Source organism: Alkalibacterium sp. MB6 (assembly GCF_009935905.1).
Classification (GTDB): Bacteria; Bacillota; Bacilli; order Lactobacillales; family Carnobacteriaceae_A; genus Alkalibacterium.
In genome coordinates this window covers 37,036-58,483 of the sequence record NZ_PREX01000016.1, presented here as the reverse complement: position 1 = coordinate 58,483, position 21,448 = coordinate 37,036, and the positions used below count along the sequence as shown (strand labels likewise).

The window sequence follows — 21,448 nt, the reverse complement described above, 5'->3', positions numbered from 1 at the left end:
TCAAATTAAACGAGGTTATAGGATAAAAGTGCATATTCTTATCTAGCAGAAACTGCTACATATAGTTTAGCAGTCACAACAAACTTGTTGATTCAATAATTGATTATAATTTTAAAAATAAATTAGGCTATAATGAATCACTGACTCAATTGAATTATAGATTAAAAAAGTTATATAACACAGCAGATAGTATTAGCAATTTTTCAAACTTTAATATTAAGATACAATCCTATGAACTAGAATATATTAAATTTCAAATCCAAGATATAATGCCTGCAATTGAAGAACTTTGCGCATCTGGTATTTTATCTCATTCTCAATTCATTGACTTATTAAAGGACTTAGAGGGCTGTTATTATCTATTTAATATAACGGAATAATAAAGCAGAAAATCAAGATATATCGATAAGTATATTAAACCCAAATATAATTTCTTTTGAAAAAGATACAGCAAAAACAGCTTATTCTTAGTCAATAAGCTGTTTTAGTGTTATTTAGAAAGTGAGTAGAAAACGCTAGCTACTCTATTTTAATGAATCGAACTGTTCTTTTATTTTGTCATTTAACTGCTTGTAAAAAGACAACCTAACTTTTGAATACGATTCTAACTCTTTATAAAAAGAGGCTGAAACAATAGTAGGTTGTTTGCCAACAGCTTCCATAATCATGACTAGGGTACACTGACTGATGACTTCTTTTAACAAGGACGCATCTGCGCTGTCCGAATGGTTTGGTGTATTAACTGAGTAGATATAAGACATTAAACGGCGTATTTCTGTATCTGCTGTTTCACCGGGCTTCAAAATTGAAAAGAGTGTTTGATTCGATTCGCGTTCATCTTCCTGTTTATCTTGAAGGTCGTCCAGCAACTGTAAAAAAGCGCCATATTGGAAGGAGAAGAGCATCTCGTCATAGGATAGTTCGCCATTGATTAGGTAAGCATCGGCTAATACAGACGTTCCACCTTTAAAAAAGCTGATTCTTAATAGCTGCTCTCTGACTAAGGGGAGGGGACTGTGCTGGTCCATGCTATCAATTTGAGCTTGTTGAATGAGACGAATGCTTTCACAGACTTCTGGAAAAGTGTCTAAAGGGTAGTCGGTATGGATTAAGTTGACCAACTCAAAAATACGGGCTTCGGTATCATTAAATGGTTCAACATTTGATCCATTTAAGGTAGCTTTCAACCGTCCGTTAAATGCCTCTTTATCATTTAAGCTGATTTCTGGGTTATCTAAGAGGTTATCTGTATAAGGGTAAAGCATACTATAAGCGTACATGGGAGACGTTAGGGTAAGAGGATATCTCCAGAGAAGCTGTAAACTATTCATAATCCAAATATTACGTAGTGCCTGGAAGACTTCTTCGTTGGAAAGAAGTGACTCTTCCTCGTTCGCTCGCTTTATAAAGGCTTCAGCAGCATCCATATAGCCTTGAGACAAAAAATAGGTGAGGAAGGGGCGATCAAACAACAGCCGCTTATTGTCTATCTGCTCTAAGGCTTCAACAAGAATCGTTTTCACTTTATTATTTATGCTAGACTGAGAGGATTCTTTAAGTTCAGGTAGATAGGGCTCTAACTCATTCATTAGCTTATTAATTAGTTTTTCCAGTCTTTTTTCATTCAGTAATTTCTTCCATAAAGGAACTTTTTTTAATCGGTCATAGGGAAATTGATTAGCTTCTGAATAAGCACCAATTGACTCCTTTAACAAGCGTTCACTTGGTATCTTATGTAAAGTGGATTTTCTCATCACAATCATCTCCAACTCGGGTACTTTACTGAATTATAGCTGATATAACAACGTATGACTAGTTATTAAGAGGCTTAATCAAATAATAACTCAACAACTATTCACTCAGATATATCAATAATGAAACATAAAAACTCCCTTCTGACTGATAATATGTCAAAAGGGAGTTTGATTTAAAGAGCTTGAGTGTTGTCTATGATGGTTTTTGTTATGCAAGACTTCAATGTATCGAAGTTCCCATCCCATGTTGCAACGGATACTGCGAGTTCAACTGATGGATCAACATCCATTATCCATTTCCTACCATTTAGTTTGAGAAAAATAGTCAACGCCATATGAGCAGTTCGCTTATTTCCATTATGAAAACAATGTTTCTGGATTAAGTTAATATATAGAATAGCGGCTTTTTCTTCAAGAGTAGGGTACAGTTCTTTTCCATATACCGATTGGTTGACTGACTCTACGCACATATTGAGTGCGGTAGGTTCTTTGACGCCAATTGGTTCAGCAGGTGAACCTGACTTAATTAAATAGACGTTCATAGCTATGAGTTCTTTGTCTGTTAATGTTCTAGTCATCGCTCAATCAACTTGTCAAAGACTTCTTTTTGTTCTTGGTAGACATTTTCAATCAAGTCCATAAATTCTGGTGTGACAATTGAGTTTTTCTTTTCAATTACTAACTTACCATTTTTATCAGAAAACTCGACAGTATCGCCTTCTTTTAAATCAGCAAATTCTAATACCTCTTTAGGTAACGTAACAGATAGGCTGTTTCCGACTTTACGAATTTTTCTTTCCATTTTTTTACCTAATGTATTAGACATATTAAATACCTCCCAGCAGTTAGTGTATACACATTATACAGTAAAACTGAAAAATTATAAAGCGATTAAACAATTGTATTAATTGGTAAAACGTACTGGATAAAATAGAGTAGGAGAGGGGAAGAGGAGAGGAAAGGGCATACTCAGGTTTGATTTATTAACCTGTTTCACGGGTTAATAAGCTGATAGTATCCGTTTTAGTTTACTATACGTATCTTATATGACAATTCAACGAGCCTTTAGTTAATGTTATAGATAGTTGATACATGAGTCAAATGGTTTTTGTTAATACATATCACTTGTAATGTTTGATGAGTTGACTGAGGATATCGTGTTTAGTTTGTCTAATACAATACATTTGATCCTCAACAAATCATGATATGTGATATGCGGCAATTAATTGATCACATATGGTTAGCATAATGTTTAAGCAATTAAAATAATTTTCGACATGAAGTTTTCTAACAACAAAAACATTAAAATGAATAAATGAAAATGATGTGCAAATCAATGAAACATTTCACACCATTTAAAACGACAATTTAGTTTAATATATGATGGCATACAGTACAGATTTTTTAGTTGGTGATTACTGCGGAACAATCAATAGACATTAATCTTAAACAGATTTAGCTACAATGTATCGACTCATAATCTGAACGCGCGTTAGAATCGTCCTCAGACAGTCAGCAACTTGAATTTATTTCCGATATTAGAATAAATTCAGGATTAATTCATGCAGCAACAATTAAATACATAATTAATGAAAAAATAGGGGATTTAATGAATTTTGAGTGAGTCTTGATTTGAGACTGCTTTTTTCTTAATAAGGTTTACATAATATATATTATACCAAGTAGATAATATGAGAATAAGGGTCTCTTCTCTAAAAACCAATTGATTTTCAACTCCCGCTCATTTACTTCTGATATCATTTCAATTGATTTCAATTTAAATCATTATTTGGGTTCCTATACAGATTTGTATGAACTTCTGTTAAGATCTATTTTAGATTTACTTGAAGTCAAAATAAACAGCCATCTTTATTAGCATGACTGTTTATTTTGACTTATAGGTTATTTAATATACTTCAATCTTTCAGATACACATTAATGCAAACTCAGTATCTTCGTCCCGTGTTTCTTTAATCGTTGAATGAACAACTTATATAATAGAATTTCCTGCTCCTATTTTTATATTTACTTTTGTCGAGCGAGTTCATATTGCTCAATATAGTCTTCCGGTGTGATATTTTGACAGAGTTCTGCAATCAAATCATATGGTATATGATCCATTTTTTTCATTCGAATGCATGATTTACCCATGTCTAACTTAGATGGTACTCTTTTTCTGTACTCTTCAGTAAACCAATCAAGTATATCCGGAAATGCATACAAACCCATATGGTAAAGAGCGATATAGTTTTTCTGAGATGCTAAACTGATCAATGGCAACGGTTGATCTGGATTGACATGATAGCCCCCTGGGTAAACAGTATGGGGAATAACAAAATGAATCATACCGTTTGAAAAGGTTTCTTCAAATCCTTTTGGTAAATGTGTTTTAAACAACTGTCTCAACTTAATCATAGGTTCTTTTCTGTCTTTAGGTAAGTTAGCAATATAATCCGTTATACTGTCTGCTTGATTATTCATTTTATTCTCTCCTTTATACACTCAGCTCATTCCCTATTACCAATTGACTCCTAAAAACATGAGAAACAATAGTATATAAATCATTGCTGCAGTAAACAAAAATCCTATAATAATATTAAGTAGTCCAGATAATCGGTTATTTTTAACCACTTTAATGCCTGTTACGATTAAAAAAAGCCCTAATAACATAAGGAGTAAGACAAAGAGAATCATTCCCCAGCGTTGTTCAATAATGTTCCTAATCATGGTCATGTTGACCTCCTATGATAACGAATCGTTCACTAATACCGTACGGTGATAATTAAATAGCACTAAGCCATTTACAAAAAGAATAAGAAGGATTAGCACCCCGGATATAAGTACAACAACTCCTTGAGTATCCAGTAAAGCTGACCAGTCAGTCAATTGGACCAACTGTCTAGTATAAAACGCTTGAAGAAACACAGAAAACACTGTCCAAGCCATGCTGAAGAAAACAGCCAAATGACAATATCGGTGAGTAACCTTCTTCTTTATGAGAAAGTAACTGGGCAAAGCAAGAGCAATCAACCCCAAAAGAATACTTATTAGATTAAGCCAATACATTTGACATCCCTTCTTTCAATGTAATATTTATAATCACTATCTTTTTAATCCTTTAAAAAGTGTCTGATAAATCGGTCGATAAACCAACTTCCCCTCTACCCTTGTGCTTTCCATTAGTGACAGCTGGTTCACATGAATGGGTGTCCGACTCACAGTTACTTCAGACTGTAAGTCTTTAACGGTTCCATTTAATTGAACCTGTCTGCCTAATGTGATGTGAGGATTAAATGGGCGCGCTTCTTTTTGGTACCCAATACCTTCTAATTGAGTTTCCAATGCCTTATAGAGGTCGGCCAGTTTATCCGTTTGCCCACTGACACCAACCGATATGACATGTTTCTGTTTCTTTAAAAAACTACCTATAGAATCTAAATATAAGGCAAACGGTTGGACTTGATTTGCAGTACAATCAATTGCTTTAATCAATTCATCCACCGAATCCGCTTTAACTTCACCAAGGAACCGTATTGTCAGATGAAGATTCTCTTTATTGGTAAAACGACCCTTGCTGGTAAACTGTTTTACCTCATTTGAAATATGGTCCAGCTGGTCTTTAACCGTCTCATCCAACTCTAGTGCTATAAATAACCTCATATTAGTCATCCTTTAAAAGATAATTGATTTATTATCTAGCTTTACACTCACTAGTTTACATGAATACGATTAAACATACTAGATTCATTTTTCTTATGAACAGGCCAATACGGCCAGCATCCACTTGATGCTTGGCCGTATTGGTTCACACTCATGCCTTATCTAAATAATTCGTCACACGATTAATAAAGTCTTTTAATACCTCAATACGAGCATATTTTTTACTTGTCCCACTTACAATCTTCCAAGGTGTATGGTCAGTTGACGTTTGGTTAATCATATCAGTCATTGCCTCTTTATAAGCATCAAATTGTTCGTGATTTCGCCAATCTTCATCGGTCAATTTATGCTCTTTCATCGGATCATCCGCCCGGGCTTCAAAGCGTTCTAACTGTTCTTCTTTATCTATGATAATGAGATACTTAAGCACTAAATAGCCTTGATGGTCTAAGTTATGCTCCATTTGATTTATTTCACCATAAGCTTCTTTCCATCTGTATGCTGGCGTTAATTCCTCAATGCGTTCAACAAGAACGCGTCCATACCAACTTCGGTCAAAGACAGTCATTCGTCCTAGCGTCGGGAAGTCTCTGTAGAACCGCCATAAATAATGCCTGGACTGTTCTTCTTTAGTTGGTGCTGCCGTTGTGGAGACGTCATAGCCTCTTGGATCCATGTAGCGGGTAAGACGTTGAATATTACCGCCTTTTCCAGCCGCATCTGTTCCTTCATAAACCACAATCACAGCTTTTTCTTCTATATAAACTTGGTAGAGCAAGTCCCCTGCTTTTTTCTGCAAGTCCTCTAACTCTTTGTCATAAGCCTTATCACTTATTGAGAGTGACAAATCGACTTGGTCTAAAGGTGTTTCACTCTTTCCAGCTAATTCAGTTTCTGAACGAGTGAGGTCTGTTGAAAGATGATTCTTTAATTCGTCCATACACAACTGCAAGGCTTTTCTCGATGTGTTTTTCTTCCCCTTGAGATATAAAACGTGCCAGGGTGACCGTTCGAAATTGGTTTGCTTTAGTATCTTTTGAAAATGTTTATAATAATCATCGTAATGCTTCAATTGATGGTAGTCTTTCTCATCTAAACGTACATGTCTATAATCGTCATTTTCCAAATCGTTAATGTTTTCTTTCATTTCCTGCTTCGTTTGATGTAAGAACAACTTGAGGACCAAGGTATCATCATGACTAATCGCTTCTTCAATAAAACTGATATCTTCTATATAGTGCTGTAAGGTTTCATCGTTTAATGACGGATCATTAAACAAATCGTAATAGAAACTCCGATCAAAAAAGACGATTTCTCCTTTTTTGGGACTTTTGGTGATAAAACGATATAAATACGGGTGCTGGCTTTCGTCTTTACTTGATTCTTCAAAGAGACTCACTTCATAATGTTTTGGATCTAGTTCACGAGTTAAGTCTTTTAACAAGTAACCTTTTCCCGAAGATTCCCACCCATCTACTATAATGAGCATACTTTTGTCTGTTTCCATCAATTCCCTGTGCAGTGCAGCCAGTTGCTCTCCCATATCGGATCTCTTTTGATTAGATAAATCATTTGAAACCTTTTCTCTTTTTGCTTGTTTTTTAGGTAGCATCCTTGTATCGTCTCCTTTCAGTTTACCGTTTACTCATTCCCTTTGTAGCTACTTAAGGTTTGTTGGAAAACAATGATTGAATATGACGGGAAATCACGCCCGGCCTGCTCAAATGGCAAATACCCGTAGAGTACAATCTCATCCTCTCTAGTCATAAAATAAAAAGCAGTCATCATCTCGTTACCCTCTTCATCAACTCCCATGGCTGGGACCATCGTCTGTGTCATGGGTTCCCCATCAATTGTCATTTCTGATACCGTGTATAGTTTAGAGTTGAGTGCCTCTACTTCTGCAATATCTGTATACATGACTAACTCATCAATTGAAGGGATATTAGTTAAATCAACCGTATAAAAACCTGGAGTGATAGAGGAGAACATCAACTGATCATCAATGTAGTAATAGGTTAACTCAACTAAAAAGTCAGCAACATCACTATATTCGCTAGTTTCATCCACTGTGTAACGGTATAAAATCAACTTCTCATTATTGGTAATGTCTATTTCTTCTCTGATGACATTCTCTCGGTCCTCTATTAATTGAAACACCGCATCCACTTCTTCCATGATCGATCCACTTGAATCTGTCTCTATAATGTAATCTCCAATGGTTGTCTGACTTAACACAAATTGGTAATCATCCCATGCTTTAAGCCCTTCTTCGTTAATAAAGGTGGTTTCATCGATTAAACTGGAAAAGATATGGTCACTAGACAAGTTCAGTAGTCTCTTCTTCGGAACCATCTGTTTCTGGTTTATCCGTATCATCACTCTGAGGGTCTGCGACAGTTTCTTCTCCTTGATTCACTGGATCGACTGCAGAACTTTCCCCGTCTTCTGAATTACCTGTGTTACAAGCTGTCAGCACAAACAAACTCAATAGTGCTATCATTCCTATTTTCATTTTTTCACCACCTTCTTCTTTACTATCTGTCTATTATTTTAACTAATTACAACTAATTTACTATTCATAACCCTTACATTCTCAAATATAAAAAAGAGCTATCGCGAAAGGATACGTGAACCTTTACGATAGCTCCATTTAAATTAAGGGATGGTGATTATATTAAATCTTCAGTTTTGACGTTTGCATCGGCTTGACTTGCTTTAGGTTTCCATAGCCCTAAAATAATCGCTGTGATGAAAGAGCCGATGAGTAAAGCAGCGATGAACCATAATGGGTTCTCACCGATACCGATAACGAATAGTCCACCATGAGGGGCAGGAATAGAGACGTTCCATAACTGCGTCAATCCTCCACCAATAGCTGCACCTAATATAGACGACCCAATGACTCTTAATGGATCAGCTGCTGCAAAAGGAATGGCTCCTTCGGTGATAAATGACGCGCCAAGAACAAAGTTAGTTAAACCAGATTGACGTTCAATGTGCGTGTATTTGTTTTTAAAGACGAGTGTTGAAATAGCAATAGCCAGTGGCGGAATCATGCCTCCGACCATAACAGCGGCCATTAAACTACCATCGCCCGTGTCTCCGAAAATGCCGATGGAGAAGGCATAAGCGGCTTTGTTAACTGGTCCACCCATATCGACGGCCATCATGCCTCCAAGAACAGCACCTAGTAAAACAGCATTTCCTGTTCCTAAATTCTCTAAGAAGTTGATCATGCCGTTATTAATAACCGCAAAGAATGGACCAACCAAGAAGAACATGAGTAAGCCGACCAATAATAAGCCGAGTACAGGATAGAGTAGAATGGCTTTTAGACCTTCCAAGCTTTTAGGGAAGTTTTTCAATGCTTTTTTAATTAAGTTCATGACGTAACCTGCTAAGAAACCGGCTACTAATCCACCTAAGAACCCAGCATCACTGTTCACTGCAATTAATCCACCAGCCATACCAGGAAGGAGTCCAGGTCGGTCTGCAATACTATACGCAATATACCCAGCTAATATAGGAATTAAGAACTCAAAAGCTGAGCCACCAATGGTGTTAAAGGACGTGAATAGCGTACTGTCAGGGCCGAGCTGTGCTTCGAATAAGAAGGATATGGCTAATAATATCCCTCCACCCACAACGAATGGTAACATATGAGAGACACCGTTCATTAAATCTTTGTAGATACCTTGCCAAGCTGACTCGTTCCCCTCGTCTGAGGATGATTCGTTTGATGCCTCTGCATGAAGAATAGGAGCCTGACCCGTTGATGCTTTTGTAATTAGTTCTTCTGCTTTATTGATACCGGCAGATACAGGTCTTTGTAAAACAGGTTTCCCGTTAAAGCGGGCGATGTCTACTTTTTTATCTGCAGCAATAATGACGCCGTCTGCTCGTTCTATTTCTTCTTTGGTTAGAACGTTTTTCGCACCGTCAGTCCCGTTTGTTTCTACACGAATCTCTACACCCATTTCGGCTGCTTTTTTCTTCAATGCGTCTTCGGCCATATAGGTATGAGCGATACCAGTCGGACAAGCAGTCACCGCAATGACAAATTTCTTGTCTTTTGAACCGGCCTCCGCTTGAGCAGCAGTGACTTCCGTTTCTTCTTCACTTTCTTCAAATAGAGCTTGTACTTGTTCTGGAGTACTTGACTGTTTAAGAGACTCAATAACTTCATCATCAATGAGTTTACGAGAAAGTGAGGCAAGCACTTCTAAATGAAGGTTATTGCCACCTTCAGGGGCAGCTATCATAAAGAATAATTCTACTGATTGACCGTCTAGGGCATCATAGTCCACACCACTAGTTGATTTGGCAAATAAAACAGCTGGTTTAACAACTGCTTTATTTTTAGAGTGAGGCATGGCAATACCATTGCCTAGACCCGTTGACGTTTGGGCTTCTCGGTTCATAATGCCTTCTTTAAAGGTCGAGACATCATTAATGACATCATGTTTGTATAGCTGACTAATCATTTCATCGATGACTGCTTCCTTATCCGTTGCCTGTAAATCCATAATCATTAAGTCTTTGCGCAATAAATCATTTATTTTCATCTTACTTTCCCTCCAATTTCTCAATAGTGACCGTCTTAGCTACCCGGTCAATGGTTTCTTTATTAGCCAGATCTTCTGAAAAAGCAGTGGCACTCCCACAAGCCAGACCCATTTTGAAGGCGTCTAAGGGACTCTCTGTCAATGAATACTGGCCGACAAAACCAGCAACCATCGAGTCTCCTGCCCCCACAGAGTTTTTCACTTCACCTTTAGGGACCGTTCCTTTATATACCCCTTCATCTGTCAGAAGCAGCGCGCCATCGCCTGCCATTGATATCAATACGTGTTGGGCACCTTCTGAAAGTAGTTTTTTCCCGTAAGTGATTAAATCGTCTGTTTTATCTAAAGTAACATGGTACAACTCTTCCAATTCTTCTTTGTTTGGCTTAACGACTAAAGGTTTACTAGACAGGGCATCTATTAGTTCCGCCCCGGTTGTATCGATGACAAAAGGGACTCCTTTGGTTTTCAATCGAGTGATTATCTGTTGGTAATAGTCTTCTGGCAAGTTGCGCGCTTTACTTCCTGACAAAATAACAATGTCGGTTGAACCTAAATCGTCAAAGCGATTTAAAAAGAGCTCGGCGTCTTCTTCTGAAATAAATGATCCCGCTCCGTTAAGTTCCGTCTCCATTTGGCCTTTAACCTTTACATTAATACGGGTATGGTCAGGGACGCTAACAAAGTCGGTTAAGATCCCTTCTTTACTCAAGGCATCCGTTATGAATTGACCGGTAAAGCCTCCTGCAAAACCCGTTGCAGTTGAAGGAATACTTAATTCGTGTAGGATTCTAGAGACGTTAATCCCTTTCCCGCCAGGAAATAAGTGAGATGTTTCAAATCGATTAATCTTACCAGGTATAATGTCTTGTTCTGGATAAATGACATAATCAATGGATGGGTTAAGTGTGACTGTGTAAATCATGTGTCGATACCTCCAAAACTCGTGTGATTTCTCTGATTTCTTCTGTTTCTTTACTTAATGACTCTGTAATAAGAATACAGTCATCTATGTCGGCGACCTTAATGAAGCTCACTTCTTTAAGTTTAGATCGATCAGCTAAGACGTAAGACTTGTTTGCCTGACTAATTGCTTTGGCTTTTACTGATGCTTCTTCTATATCTGTTGTCGTTAATCCATAGGTGGCATCCACGCCATTCATTCCTAGAAAAACTTTTGAAAAATGAAACCGCTCAAGTTGGTTTTCTGCGATGGAGCCAATGATCGCTTTGGTATGTTGTTTAATCACCCCGCCGACTAAGATAGTCGAAATAGCATGTTCGGATAAAGAGACAGCATGAGGCACCCCATTCGTGACAACAGTAATGTCTTTACCTTGTAAAAATGGAATCATTTCATATGTCGTTGTGCCTGCATCCAAATAGATTAACTCTTTATTCTCAACTAAAGTAGCTGCATATTTTGCAATCCGTTGCTTTTCTTGACTGTTTTTGATTGATTTTTCTTCCATGGAGTCTTCAGTGACCGTTTTTCTTAAGCGTTTGGCACCGCCATGAATACGAACAAGCTGATTCTCCACTTCTAATTGTGTTAAGTCACGTCTAATTGTCGACTCGGAATGTCCTAATTCTTCGACCAGTTCTTGGACTGTAACCGTATGAACATGACTTAATTTGGTTATGATATACGCACGCCGTTCATCTGTAAGCACTTTCTCAACTCCTCTTTCATAGTTTACCACTCAAAACAATCAAAATCAATCAGTTGTAACCAAAAGAAGTCAAAAAAATCACTTCACGACTTCATCCTAAGAAAATTAAAAAGAATACACATTTCCCTTTTACAAAGGCTATAAAGTCTGATAGTATTATGGGTAATGTAAATAAAATTTAAGATTGGATGAGGCGCAAAAATCATCAGTACTTATTCTATATAGTCCTGTAAGACTGGAATAAGGAAAGGGAAATTTGCCGAAATGGTTTAGTGTTACAGACACTGAACTGTTGGGCTGCATATGAAGAATATGCAGACTGCCGCTTAGCTTTTGCTATTCGGAGTGCTTCCACTTGTAGCCAAATGATGCTTTTTTGCGAACAAGTCGGACATTCCCGGCTTGTTTTTTATTTACCCATTTTTTTATGGTAATCTAATAAAGAAGCAGTCACTACAGATGCGTAAAGGAGACCCAAGGAAACCCTATGAAAAGAAGTGTATTAAAATTCGGTGGATCAAGTGTTGCCGATTTTGACAAAATTAAAGATATATCACGCTATTTAAAAGAAAGAACCGAAGCTGATGAGCAACTCGTCATTGTTGTCTCTGCCATGGGGAAAACAACTGATCACTTGTTAGAAGCAGCTAAACAAGTAACCGACACGCCTAATGACACAGATATTGCCATGTTATTAACAACTGGTGAGCAGCAAACCATCTCTTTTTTATCAATGGCATTAAATGATATTGGTGTAAAAGCTAAGCCGTTAACTGGCTACCAAGCAGGTATTGAAACAATCGGCAGACACCTTAAAAGTAAAATTTCTTCTATAAAGACAGATTTATTGGAAGCATTGTTTGAAGAAAACAGTGTCATTATTGTTGCTGGTTTCCAAGGCTTCAACAAAGCCGGCGAACTCACCACTCTTGGTCGAGGCGGTTCAGATACAACTGCAGTAGCTATTGCGTCTGCTTTAAGCTGCCCGTGTGAGATTTATACTGATGTATCTGGCATTTATAGCACAGACCCTCGCATATTCCCCGAAGCCAAGCGTTGGGACAAAATTACATTTGAAGAAATGATTGAAATGTCCGCATTGGGTGCAGGAGTGCTAGAAACACGAAGTATTGAATTGGCTATTAATCACCACACGCCCCTTTATTTAGGGAAAACATTATCGAACGAGAAAGGAACATGGATTGTGCCAAATGATCAAATGTTAGAAAGAAAAGCAGTAACGGGTGTGGCTTTGGATAAAGATATGGACCACGCCACCATCACTTACCCTGGAAATCAAAAGGGCTTCTTAGAAGACTTATTCAAGCGTCTGGAAGAAGCGGAAATTAATATCGACATGATTTCTCATATACAAAATGAACAAGATGGCTTGCAGTTGTCTTTCACGTTTAAAGATTCTGATGGGATGGAGTTAAACCAGTTGTTTGATTCCTTGAAAGACACTTACCAAGACCTTTATGTCAAAGTCGAAACGTCTTACCATAAAGTATCCGTTATTGGTGCAGGCATGAGAGACATGACCGGTGTGGCATCTAAAATATTTAGAACATTACTTGAAAACGACATCACCTTCTACCAAGTCACAACATCTGAAATCAGTGTGTCTTATGTAGTGGATGGCGAAAATGGAGAAAAAGCGACACGCTTATTATGCGAAGCCTTTAATCTCTAAGCCGACAAAAAAACAGAATTCGAAAGGAATGAATCAAGCTTGACAACATTAGCAGTCGTTGGAGCAACAGGCCTTGTTGGGCAAACCGTGCTCCAGTTAATTGAAAAGAAAAACGTCCCCTTCTCTTCTCTGACCTTGTTTTCATCTGCACGTTCAGCAGGAAAAGAGGTTGAATTTAAAGGTGAAACCTATGTGATTGAAGAATTAACAGAAGAAAAAGTAAACGGTGGCTTCGATTACGTCATCATGTCAGCTGGTGGGAATACAAGTCTTCACTATGCCCCTTTATTCGAACAAGCGGGCACCGTCGTTATTGATAATTCAAGTGCATGGAGAATGGACGACAGCATCGACTTAATCGTCCCTGAAGTAAACAAACCCAGCTTAAACAGACGCATCATCGCTAACCCGAACTGCTCAACCATTCAGTCTGTCGTGCCTTTGAAAGCTTTGCAAGATGCCTTTGGCTTGAAACGTGTGGCTTACACCACTTACCAGTCCGTTTCTGGTTCAGGCTGGAAAGGCATTGAAGATTTAGATAAAGGATCACGAGGGGAAGCGCCAACGAATTATAATAAACCCATTCACCATAACTTGATTCCCCAAATTGATGACTTTACTGAAGACGGGTATACTAAAGAAGAAGTCAAAATGATTAAAGAAACCCAAAAAATTCTTAACCAGAGCGATTTGGACGTGACAGCAACATGTGTTCGTGTACCTGTTCCTCACGCCCATGCCGTTGCCATTAACGTGACGTTAGCAAGTGAACCGTCTGTGGAAGAGTTTAAACAAGTCTTAAAAGACTTCCCTTCTATCGTATTGATGGATGATCCTGCTCAAGAGATTTATCCTACTCCTTTGGATGCCGCACAAAAAGAAGAGATTTTTGTTGGGCGCATTAGAAAAGATGCAAGTCTGAAAAACACATACCACTTGTGGTCCGTTAGTGACAATATTTTAAAAGGTGCGGCTTTAAATGCTGTACAAATTTTACAATCATTAATTAAAGAGTAAAATTAAAAAGTAAACTGGACGCTAATACGAAAGGACGAGTTTAATGACACGATTATTTACAGGGGCATCTGCGGCCGTAACAACCCCCTTCAAAAACAACGCAGTCGATTTCGAGGCATTTAAACGCCACCTCACCTTTTTAAAAGACGAAGGCAGTCAAGCCTTCGTGGTAAATGGAACAACAGGTGAAGGGTCAACCTTATCTGCTGAAGAAAAGGCTGAGTGTTTAAAATTGGCTGTTGAAGTAGCTAATGGCGACATCGCCGTTATTGCAGGAACAGGGACAAATAACACAGCCCAATCCATCCAGTTATCTAAAGAAGCTGAAGCATTGGGTGTGGATGCGTTATTAATCATTACCCCTTATTACAATAAGACGAGTCAAAAAGGTCTGCTGGCACACTTTACAGCCATTGCTGATTCAGTAACCATTCCTATTATTTTATACGATGTCCCTGCCCGTACAGGCATGTCTATCGCTGTTGAAACATTAGAAGCCGCAGCAAAACACAAACATATCGTCGGTTTGAAAGATGCGACAGGTGACTTGGTTCATTTAAGCCGTCTTCAAGCCGTTGTAGATGAGGAGTTTTCATTTTATAGTGGAAATGATGAACTAGCCTTGCCTTTCTTTGCACAAGGCGGTCACGGTATTATCTCTGTCTTAGCAAACGTCTTGCCAAGAGAGTACCAACAGTTATATGAAACAGCTTTAACTGATCCTAAAAAAGCACTGGAGATTCACCAAGCTCTCTTCCCACTCGTTGACGCTTTAGGGGTAGACGTTAACCCAATTCCTATTAAAGCTTTAACTAGTCACATAGGCTTTGGCGATTACAGTCTAAGACTCCCTCTTCTTCCTTTAGAAGACCAAGAAGTGAGTATATTAACTGATCTATTTGATCACACAAGAAAGGAAGACTAAGATGAAGCTATTATTGGTCGGTTATGGCGCCATGAATAAACGAGTGGCTAGTCTTGCTGAGGACCGTGGTCATTCTATCGTTGGAGTCGTGTCACCCATCGATACACCAGACAGCCCTTATCCTGTTTACGCTTCATTTGAAGAACAACTCCCTGAAGCTGACTGTGCCATAGATTTTTCTCATCCCAACTTGACTAAGGAGATGCTGAAGTCGAGTCATGATTTCCCTATGGTTATAGCTACAACAGGTGAAAAAGAAACCTTATTAGAGTTAATCGATGAAAAAGCATCATCTGCTCCTGTTTTCTTTAGTGCCAATATGAGTTATGGTGTGCATATCGTCACTGAATTACTGAAGTGGGTTGCACCAATGATGGACGATTATGATATTGAAATGATCGAAAAACACCATAATCAAAAAATTGATGCGCCAAGTGGGACATTGATTAAGTTACTCGATGCCATTAAAGAAAGTGCACGTCCAAACGCCAATGAAGTGTACGACCGCAGTCAGGTCAGTGAAAAGCGGTCGACAAAAGACATTGGTATTTCAGCTATTAGAGGGGGCACCATTGTCGGAGAACATGAAGTCTTGTTTGCTGGCATCGATGAAGTGATCTCTATTAAACACACAGCTCAGTCGAAAGATATTTTTGCTAACGGCGCGTTAAGCGTAGCTGAGAAATTAGTATCTAAAGATAAGGGCTTTTATACCTATCACAATTTGAATCAATAATACGAACGAACAAACAGTCTATTATGAGAGAACGTTGGACTAAGGTGTTTGTTCGTTTTCTCATTCATTCACTAATAGGAGGAAACAATGACTACTTTACTTGAAACGGCAACCACTCACAGACGCTATTTACATCAAATTCCAGAACTGTCTTTCAACGAATTTAAAACGACTGCTTATATACGTGACCAACTTGACGCCTTAGGTATTCCTTATTTTGCACCACTTGATACAGCGACCGTGGTCTATTTTAAAGGGTCAGACGAAAATGCTGAAACGATTGGTTTCCGCGCTGATATCGACGCTTTACCTATAGTTGAGGAAACAGACGTCGATTTCACCTCTACTCACTCTGGAGCGATGCACGCATGCGGACACGATGGGCATACCTCTATCTTGTTAACATTTGCTAAGTGGGTCAAAGGCGAAATGGACCAAGGTAAATTGGAAAAGAATATACTCTTACTCTTCCAACCATCAGAAGAGACGAACGCCGGCGCTGATGCATTGATCAACGCCTTCCCTTTTCATGAATACAACGTAAAAGAACTGTACGGTATTCACTTGGGTCCTGATACACCTGAGAAAACACTAGCCACTCGTTCAGGTTTTTTAATGGCCAGTGCCAATGAATACCGCATTGAGGTTAAAGGCTTGTCTGCTCATGTGGCTCAAAAAGAAAAAGGTCACAATGCTTTAGGAGCAGTGACTACTATTGCGTCTCAATTATCTCAGCTGCAGCATTATTTCTTAAACGGCTTGCATCAAAATATTATTCATATTGGTAATTTATCTGCTGGAGAAGCTCCAAATACCGTTGCATCCAATGGACTCTTAAGCGGAACCGTTCGGACCTATGACCCGGATGATCTAGCCGTCATTACTCAAAAGATGCAGACGATTGTTGACAGTGTGGACCCTTTATACGGGACGGCTTCTGAACTTATTTTATATAAAGGTTACCCTGCAGTTGATAATCATCCTGATCTGATCCCAACAGTTGAAGCGAGCGCTGAATCAGCCGGCTTAAGTGTTCAATTGCTAGACGAGCCTTATTTATTCGGAGAAGACTTCTCCTTTTATTCAAGGGTAGCCAAGACGAACTTTGCTTTTTTAGGCGCCAGAAATGAAGAAAAAGGCTATGTTCATGGTCTTCATACGTCGAAGTTTAATTTTGATGAGTCAGTCTTATTAGACGGCATTCATTACTTCCAGTCAGTGGCTAAAACCACCGGAGCCATATCGTGACTGCCCAGTTCATGTTAAGTAAAAAGCGATTAACTGATCAAGCAGTGGACTTATCCTCCATCGCTCCAGTTATTGCCGTCGTTAAAAACGATGCCTATAACCATGGATTAAAAGATGCCTTCGAGTCGTTTTACGCTGGTGGTATTCGCTCTTTTGCTACGACTAGTCTAAAAGAAGCAGTAAGGTTGCGGTCCTTTAATCAAGAGATTATGATTTTGCTGTTGGATCCGTCAACTGACTTTGAGACGTTAAAAAAATACAGCATCACGTTAACTATTCCATCCTTGTCTTTTTATCATAAGCATAAAGAAGATTTAAAAGGACTTACTCTACAACTGGTGTTCAAGAATAAGTTAAATCGTCTGGGCTTTAACGGTTCTTCTGAAATGAAAGCAGTTTTGGAAGAGTCTTCTCTTACCATTAACGGCTTGTGGACACATTTTGCTTTTGCTTATGATGGAGACTCTGATCGGTACACGCATGAGGTGAATGCATGGAAACATGTGCTACAAGAGCTGAAAGATTACCTCCCTTCTCTTCCTTATATCCATGCACAAAACAGCGCCTCTTTTTATCGAGACGGTCTCATGCCTGGGCATACTCATATACGAGTTGGAGCGCTGCTATATGGGACGAGACCAATTGATCAACCACATGCGCATATCCACTCTCGTCAAGCAGTGAGGGTTGACGCATCAGTTGTGGAAGTGACAAGGGTTAAAGCCGGAGATTCTGCGGGCTATTCCGCTGCCTTTAAAGCGACTAAAGATACATGTCTAGCTATCTGTTCAATCGGATATGGCAACGGCTTGCTCAAAGAACGCGCACATTTCCCAGTTGCTATTAACGGTAACCTCTATCCTATTCGCGTATTGATGATGAGCCATTTACTTGTTGAAGTAGACGAAACCGTCTCAATAGGTGATCATGTCATACTATATGATGATTCACTCAGCTTTGAATCGTTCACTCGTCAAGGCATAGGGGCGTTTTCAGAACAAATGGCTGCCTTTAACAGAGACACTTTTTCCTATCAAGTTATAGACTAAAATAGAATAGAAGAAACAGACTGGATGATGCACAGGACACTGTTTGCATAGTCTAGTCTGTTTTTTGACTCTTTGTTCACTGTTTATCTTTCTTTAGGGGTTTCTTTGTGAAATACAGTACAAAACAAATCTCTTATATGTTATACTTTACCTGTATTTTAGATAAAAACATTAGGTTTTAGGATGTGGAGGTTCTAAAGTGATCACCTTAACTAGTTTTCTATTTATGTCTCTCGTCGCTTTTTACATGTTTTTTTCACTTATTAGCGGGCAGTTAACAAGTGTGAATGCTTATGGGAGCATACTCATTCTAACGGTTTGTTTTTTTGCCATCCAGTTAAGATACGAATGGAAAACGTATAAATCGAGTGTAAAAAGGGTAACAGCAATCGATATAAAATCTGATTTTCTAACCCTTCTTGCTTTAACTGCTGGTGCCTATATCACGTTCTTTTTGAATCATTCTTTAGGTCTCGGTTCTGTTCTTGCATCCAGTACCGTTGGGTTAATGGGCGCTTGGTTTTTTAAACGCTATGCAACGGCTATTTACTGCGGCTCATTTATTGGTATGTCATGCAACCTTATATTTAATCACCCGTCATCCTTATTCATCGCTTGTCTAGTCTCCGGTACGCTGTTCATATTATCGAGACCTTTCTTTATAGGTTATGGAGGAAAACTAGGCTTTTTAGCCTTTTGCGGCACACTAACTGCTTCTTATTTATTCCAGACACCATTAAGAACGATCGATGCTCTTGACCCTGCTCTTTATCCTCTTGTTGTTCTGTTCATTGTTGGGGCAGGTCTCTTTACTTATGCTTTGCAACGGTCTTTTGAAATGGATGCTGTATCAGCTTCAGCACTAGTCGGTTTATTGTTAGGTCTAGTCCACCCAACTCCTAATCATGTCATTGTCGTAGCAGCATTTTGTGCGAGCTTTACAGGGATGGTATCGCCCCTTAAAGTCAGAAGGTATTCTGAGATGCTCTTTCTTAGTTTACTCACTAGTGTACTTTATATAGCTATTTTTACCTTGTTTGATGGTGCGGGAGGCAAACTAGGTGCAACGGCCTTTTTAACCACCGTATCAGGAATAAGCATGCTTCAGCATTACCAAACAATCAATCGGCTTGTTCTTACAAAACTTTCCTTGTCCAAATCTAGATAAAAAAATCGGGGCTGGGAAATAACTAGCTGAATTAGAAGACACCGTCAAATCTAGGAAAAATGATCCTTGATTTGACGGTGTTTTTAATTACTCAGATTTATAAATTATTACTAAAAGGTGACTTTTTTCCCATCCCCGTTTTTAATGTTTATTTTTCAAATTGCTTCGTTAATTGAGGGACAACTTGTTTTTTACGAGAGACGACGCCTTCAAGTAAAATAGTGTCTTCAACGATATCCATGTCAAAGGCATCTGTCACTTTGTGAGTGTAGTCGCCGTAAACAATACCCACTGAGTTACTATTTAAGACGTCGGTCGTGACTAACATGAATAAATCGTAACCATGCAGCTCGGTTTGACGTTTCATTTCTTTGAGCAACTCTTCTTTTCGAAGCAAGACTTCTTCAGTGTCTACAACGTTTACTTGGCCAATACGGACGGTATAGTCTCCCATTGGGAAATTTTTAGCATCGTCATTAAGAATTTGATCCGCTGATTTGTTTTTCGTGTGAGTTCCCGCTTTAAGTAAATCCTTACCATATGATTCAATGTTTACTCCAGCAATCTCAGCTAACTCTTCGGCTGCTTTTTTATCCTCATCTGTACACGTAGGTGATTTGAGTAGCAAGGTATCAGAGATAATGGCAGATAACATTAATCCGGCAATATGTTTAGGCACCTCAACGTTATGTTCTTTATACATTTTTAAAATGATTGTATTGGTACAGCCAACTGGTTCGGCACGGTAGTATAGTGGATCAGTTGTATGGAAATTAGCAATGCGGTGGTGATCAACGACTGCCAAAACCTGTACTTTTTCAATATCAGGGGCACTTTGTTGGGGCTCATTATGGTCGACCAACATAACGGTATCTGTTTCGTTGGAAACGGTTTGAACCACTCGAGGGGCGTCCACTTTAAACTGATCAAGGGCAAACTGAGTTTCTTCAGTCGGTTCTCCAAAAGCGACAGCTTCAGTTGAGTTTCCTAACTTACCTTGTAAGTAAGAATAAGTAATGGCTGAGGCGATGGCGTCAGTATCGGGGTTTTGGTGGCCAAATATTAATGTTTTGCTCACATGAATTCTCCTTTAAATTAAAATGTCTTTAATAATAGAATATAGGAAATTAGCCTAAAGTTCAATCAAATGAAAAAACCACGAAAACAACTCTCTCGTGGTTTTTTCTATAATGCTTTAAGTTGTTTGGTATTTATGAGTCTTTAATAGACGATTTGCATTTTCCACACGTTCAGCTGTAGGTGGATCGATGTCTTCTAATTTATAAGGAATACCCATTTCCTTGTATTTATACACGCCTAATTTATGATAAGGTAGCACTTCAACTTTTATGACACTATCCAATTGCTCAATAAAGTCGCTTAAGCGCTCTAAGTACTCATCATAATCTGACCGTTCTGGGACCAATACGTGTCTTAACCACATCGGAATGTCTACTTCTGACAAATACTTAGCCATATCCAAAATGCTTGTGTTTGGATGCATCGTGTATTTTTTATGCATCTCATTATCAATGTGTTTGATATCCATTAAGACAAGATCGGTATAGTCCATTAACTCTCTAAAGCGGCTGAAGAATGGCTCATCGTAAGTAAATGGCTGTCCACATGTATCAAGTGATAAATGAATCCCTTCAGCTTTTGCTAATTTAAAGAATTCAATTAAAAAATCGATTTGTAAAAGCGGCTCGCCCCCACTTACTGTAATCCCTCCTTCTTCACCCCAATAATCAATATAATCAATGGCTTTATTCAATAGTTCCTGCGGTGTATAAGGTGTTCCTCCACCCATATTCCACGTATCGGGGTTATGACAAAACTCACAACGCATACGACACCCTTGCATAAAGACGACAAAACGAATTCCTGGCCCGTCGACAGACCCAAAACTTTCTGTTGAATGTACATATCCCATTGTTGTTGTCATGTTTGTTCCCCC

General features: G+C 38.6%; 22 protein-coding genes and 1 riboswitch. Of the genes, 7 read left to right on the top strand and 15 right to left on the bottom strand.

Features of this window, described 5'->3' with window-relative positions:
* Positions 1 to 524: 524 nt before the first annotated feature.
* The 13 genes from C3945_RS07555 to C3945_RS07495 all read right to left on the bottom strand — a co-directional run bounded on the left by C3945_RS07555 (position 525) and on the right by C3945_RS07495 (position 11,655).
* The gene (locus C3945_RS07555) at positions 525 to 1,754 is read right to left on the bottom strand and encodes a hypothetical protein (RefSeq protein ID WP_161879090.1); all 1,230 of its coding nucleotides are present in this window, start codon (positions 1,752 to 1,754) and stop codon (positions 525 to 527) included.
* Positions 1,755 to 1,927: 173 nt separating this feature from the next.
* The gene (locus C3945_RS07550; RefSeq protein ID WP_161879089.1) at positions 1,928 to 2,332 is read right to left on the bottom strand and encodes a type II toxin-antitoxin system death-on-curing family toxin; all 405 of its coding nucleotides are present in this window, start codon (positions 2,330 to 2,332) and stop codon (positions 1,928 to 1,930) included.
* Positions 2,329 to 2,580: an AbrB/MazE/SpoVT family DNA-binding domain-containing protein gene (locus C3945_RS07545; RefSeq protein WP_202623316.1), complete on the bottom strand. Its 252-nt coding sequence runs from the start codon at positions 2,578 to 2,580 to the stop codon at positions 2,329 to 2,331. The genes C3945_RS07550 and C3945_RS07545 overlap by 4 nt, the downstream gene beginning before the upstream one ends.
* A gap of 1,199 nt (positions 2,581 to 3,779) precedes the next feature.
* Entirely contained in the window at positions 3,780 to 4,235 is a 456-nt protein-coding gene (locus C3945_RS07540) for a DUF1801 domain-containing protein (RefSeq protein WP_161879088.1), read from the bottom strand.
* A 36-nt stretch (positions 4,236 to 4,271) separates the two neighbouring features.
* Positions 4,272 to 4,487 carry a hypothetical protein gene (locus C3945_RS07535; protein ID WP_161879087.1) on the bottom strand — a complete coding sequence of 72 codons (216 nt, stop codon included), beginning with the start codon at positions 4,485 to 4,487 and terminating at the stop codon, positions 4,272 to 4,274.
* A gap of 9 nt (positions 4,488 to 4,496) precedes the next feature.
* Complete coding sequence (locus tag C3945_RS07530) at positions 4,497 to 4,820, bottom strand: hypothetical protein (protein WP_161879086.1); 324 nt, start codon at positions 4,818 to 4,820, stop codon at positions 4,497 to 4,499.
* A gap of 36 nt (positions 4,821 to 4,856) precedes the next feature.
* Entirely contained in the window at positions 4,857 to 5,414 is a 558-nt protein-coding gene (thpR, locus tag C3945_RS07525; RefSeq protein WP_161879085.1) for an RNA 2',3'-cyclic phosphodiesterase, read from the bottom strand.
* 151 nt (positions 5,415 to 5,565) lie between these two features.
* Positions 5,566 to 7,026, bottom strand: a complete 1,461-nt coding sequence (locus C3945_RS07520; protein ID WP_161879084.1) for a phosphate:AMP phosphotransferase — start codon at positions 7,024 to 7,026, stop codon at positions 5,566 to 5,568.
* 29 nt (positions 7,027 to 7,055) lie between these two features.
* Positions 7,056 to 7,742 carry a hypothetical protein gene (locus C3945_RS07515; RefSeq protein WP_161879083.1) on the bottom strand — a complete coding sequence of 229 codons (687 nt, stop codon included), beginning with the start codon at positions 7,740 to 7,742 and terminating at the stop codon, positions 7,056 to 7,058.
* Positions 7,735 to 7,929, bottom strand: coding sequence for a hypothetical protein (locus C3945_RS07510; RefSeq protein ID WP_161879082.1), 195 nt, complete (start codon positions 7,927 to 7,929; stop codon positions 7,735 to 7,737). The genes C3945_RS07515 and C3945_RS07510 overlap by 8 nt, the downstream gene beginning before the upstream one ends.
* 157 nt (positions 7,930 to 8,086) lie before the next feature.
* Complete coding sequence (locus C3945_RS07505; RefSeq protein ID WP_161879081.1) at positions 8,087 to 9,982, bottom strand: PTS fructose transporter subunit IIABC; 1,896 nt, start codon at positions 9,980 to 9,982, stop codon at positions 8,087 to 8,089.
* Between the two features lies 1 nt (position 9,983).
* On the bottom strand, positions 9,984 to 10,907 hold the full coding sequence (gene pfkB, locus C3945_RS07500; RefSeq protein ID WP_161879080.1) for a 1-phosphofructokinase: 924 nt from the start codon (positions 10,905 to 10,907) through the stop codon (positions 9,984 to 9,986).
* Positions 10,885 to 11,655: a DeoR/GlpR family DNA-binding transcription regulator gene (locus C3945_RS07495; protein ID WP_161879079.1), complete on the bottom strand. Its 771-nt coding sequence runs from the start codon at positions 11,653 to 11,655 to the stop codon at positions 10,885 to 10,887. The genes pfkB and C3945_RS07495 overlap by 23 nt, the downstream gene beginning before the upstream one ends.
* Before the next feature lie 180 nt (positions 11,656 to 11,835).
* Positions 11,836 to 12,014, top strand: a riboswitch (Lysine riboswitch).
* A gap of 128 nt (positions 12,015 to 12,142) precedes the next feature.
* Here C3945_RS07495 and C3945_RS07490 point away from each other — a divergent pair.
* The 7 genes from C3945_RS07490 to C3945_RS07460 all read left to right on the top strand — a co-directional run bounded on the left by C3945_RS07490 (position 12,143) and on the right by C3945_RS07460 (position 19,491).
* On the top strand, positions 12,143 to 13,348 hold the full coding sequence (locus C3945_RS07490) for an aspartate kinase (protein ID WP_161879078.1): 1,206 nt from the start codon (positions 12,143 to 12,145) through the stop codon (positions 13,346 to 13,348).
* 39 nt (positions 13,349 to 13,387) lie between these two features.
* On the top strand, positions 13,388 to 14,365 hold the full coding sequence (locus C3945_RS07485; protein ID WP_161879077.1) for an aspartate-semialdehyde dehydrogenase: 978 nt from the start codon (positions 13,388 to 13,390) through the stop codon (positions 14,363 to 14,365).
* Positions 14,366 to 14,408: 43 nt separating this feature from the next.
* Positions 14,409 to 15,290 carry a 4-hydroxy-tetrahydrodipicolinate synthase gene (dapA, locus tag C3945_RS07480; RefSeq protein ID WP_161879076.1) on the top strand — a complete coding sequence of 294 codons (882 nt, stop codon included), beginning with the start codon at positions 14,409 to 14,411 and terminating at the stop codon, positions 15,288 to 15,290.
* A gap of 1 nt (position 15,291) precedes the next feature.
* The gene (dapB, locus tag C3945_RS07475) at positions 15,292 to 16,026 is read left to right on the top strand and encodes a 4-hydroxy-tetrahydrodipicolinate reductase (protein WP_161879075.1); all 735 of its coding nucleotides are present in this window, start codon (positions 15,292 to 15,294) and stop codon (positions 16,024 to 16,026) included.
* 87 nt (positions 16,027 to 16,113) lie between these two features.
* Positions 16,114 to 17,274, top strand: coding sequence for a M20 metallopeptidase family protein (locus tag C3945_RS07470; protein WP_161879074.1), 1,161 nt, complete (start codon positions 16,114 to 16,116; stop codon positions 17,272 to 17,274).
* On the top strand, positions 17,271 to 18,323 hold the full coding sequence (locus C3945_RS07465; RefSeq protein WP_161879073.1) for an alanine racemase: 1,053 nt from the start codon (positions 17,271 to 17,273) through the stop codon (positions 18,321 to 18,323). The genes C3945_RS07470 and C3945_RS07465 overlap by 4 nt, the downstream gene beginning before the upstream one ends.
* A gap of 199 nt (positions 18,324 to 18,522) precedes the next feature.
* On the top strand, positions 18,523 to 19,491 hold the full coding sequence (locus C3945_RS07460) for a hypothetical protein (protein ID WP_161879072.1): 969 nt from the start codon (positions 18,523 to 18,525) through the stop codon (positions 19,489 to 19,491).
* A 148-nt stretch (positions 19,492 to 19,639) separates the two neighbouring features.
* On the opposite strand, the gene C3945_RS07455 is transcribed toward C3945_RS07460, so the two are convergent.
* Both C3945_RS07455 and pflA read right to left on the bottom strand, forming a co-directional pair.
* On the bottom strand, positions 19,640 to 20,569 hold the full coding sequence (locus tag C3945_RS07455; protein ID WP_161879071.1) for a manganese-dependent inorganic pyrophosphatase: 930 nt from the start codon (positions 20,567 to 20,569) through the stop codon (positions 19,640 to 19,642).
* 117 nt (positions 20,570 to 20,686) lie between these two features.
* Complete coding sequence (gene pflA / locus C3945_RS07450; protein ID WP_161879070.1) at positions 20,687 to 21,436, bottom strand: pyruvate formate-lyase-activating protein; 750 nt, start codon at positions 21,434 to 21,436, stop codon at positions 20,687 to 20,689.
* Between the last annotated feature and the right edge of the window lie 12 nt (positions 21,437 to 21,448).

Coding starts and splice junctions, on each gene's coding strand:
- C3945_RS07545 (WP_202623316.1), bottom strand. CDS start 2,580: ATGTCTAATACATTAGGTAAAAAAATGGAAAGAAAAATTCGTAAAGTC.
- C3945_RS07490 (WP_161879078.1), top strand. CDS start 12,143: ATGAAAAGAAGTGTATTAAAATTCGGTGGATCAAGTGTTGCCGATTTT.
- C3945_RS07510 (WP_161879082.1), bottom strand. CDS start 7,929: ATGAAAATAGGAATGATAGCACTATTGAGTTTGTTTGTGCTGACAGCT.
- C3945_RS07540 (WP_161879088.1), bottom strand. CDS start 4,235: ATGAATAATCAAGCAGACAGTATAACGGATTATATTGCTAACTTACCT.
- thpR (WP_161879085.1), bottom strand. CDS start 5,414: ATGAGGTTATTTATAGCACTAGAGTTGGATGAGACGGTTAAAGACCAG.
- C3945_RS07520 (WP_161879084.1), bottom strand. CDS start 7,026: ATGCTACCTAAAAAACAAGCAAAAAGAGAAAAGGTTTCAAATGATTTA.
- C3945_RS07535 (WP_161879087.1), bottom strand. CDS start 4,487: ATGACCATGATTAGGAACATTATTGAACAACGCTGGGGAATGATTCTC.
- dapB (WP_161879075.1), top strand. CDS start 15,292: ATGAAGCTATTATTGGTCGGTTATGGCGCCATGAATAAACGAGTGGCT.
- C3945_RS07470 (WP_161879074.1), top strand. CDS start 16,114: ATGACTACTTTACTTGAAACGGCAACCACTCACAGACGCTATTTACAT.
- C3945_RS07505 (WP_161879081.1), bottom strand. CDS start 9,982: ATGAAAATAAATGATTTATTGCGCAAAGACTTAATGATTATGGATTTA.
- dapA (WP_161879076.1), top strand. CDS start 14,409: ATGACACGATTATTTACAGGGGCATCTGCGGCCGTAACAACCCCCTTC.
- C3945_RS07550 (WP_161879089.1), bottom strand. CDS start 2,332: ATGACTAGAACATTAACAGACAAAGAACTCATAGCTATGAACGTCTAT.
- pflA (WP_161879070.1), bottom strand. CDS start 21,436: ATGACAACAACAATGGGATATGTACATTCAACAGAAAGTTTTGGGTCT.
- C3945_RS07530 (WP_161879086.1), bottom strand. CDS start 4,820: ATGTATTGGCTTAATCTAATAAGTATTCTTTTGGGGTTGATTGCTCTT.
- C3945_RS07555 (WP_161879090.1), bottom strand. CDS start 1,754: ATGAGAAAATCCACTTTACATAAGATACCAAGTGAACGCTTGTTAAAG.
- pfkB (WP_161879080.1), bottom strand. CDS start 10,907: ATGATTTACACAGTCACACTTAACCCATCCATTGATTATGTCATTTAT.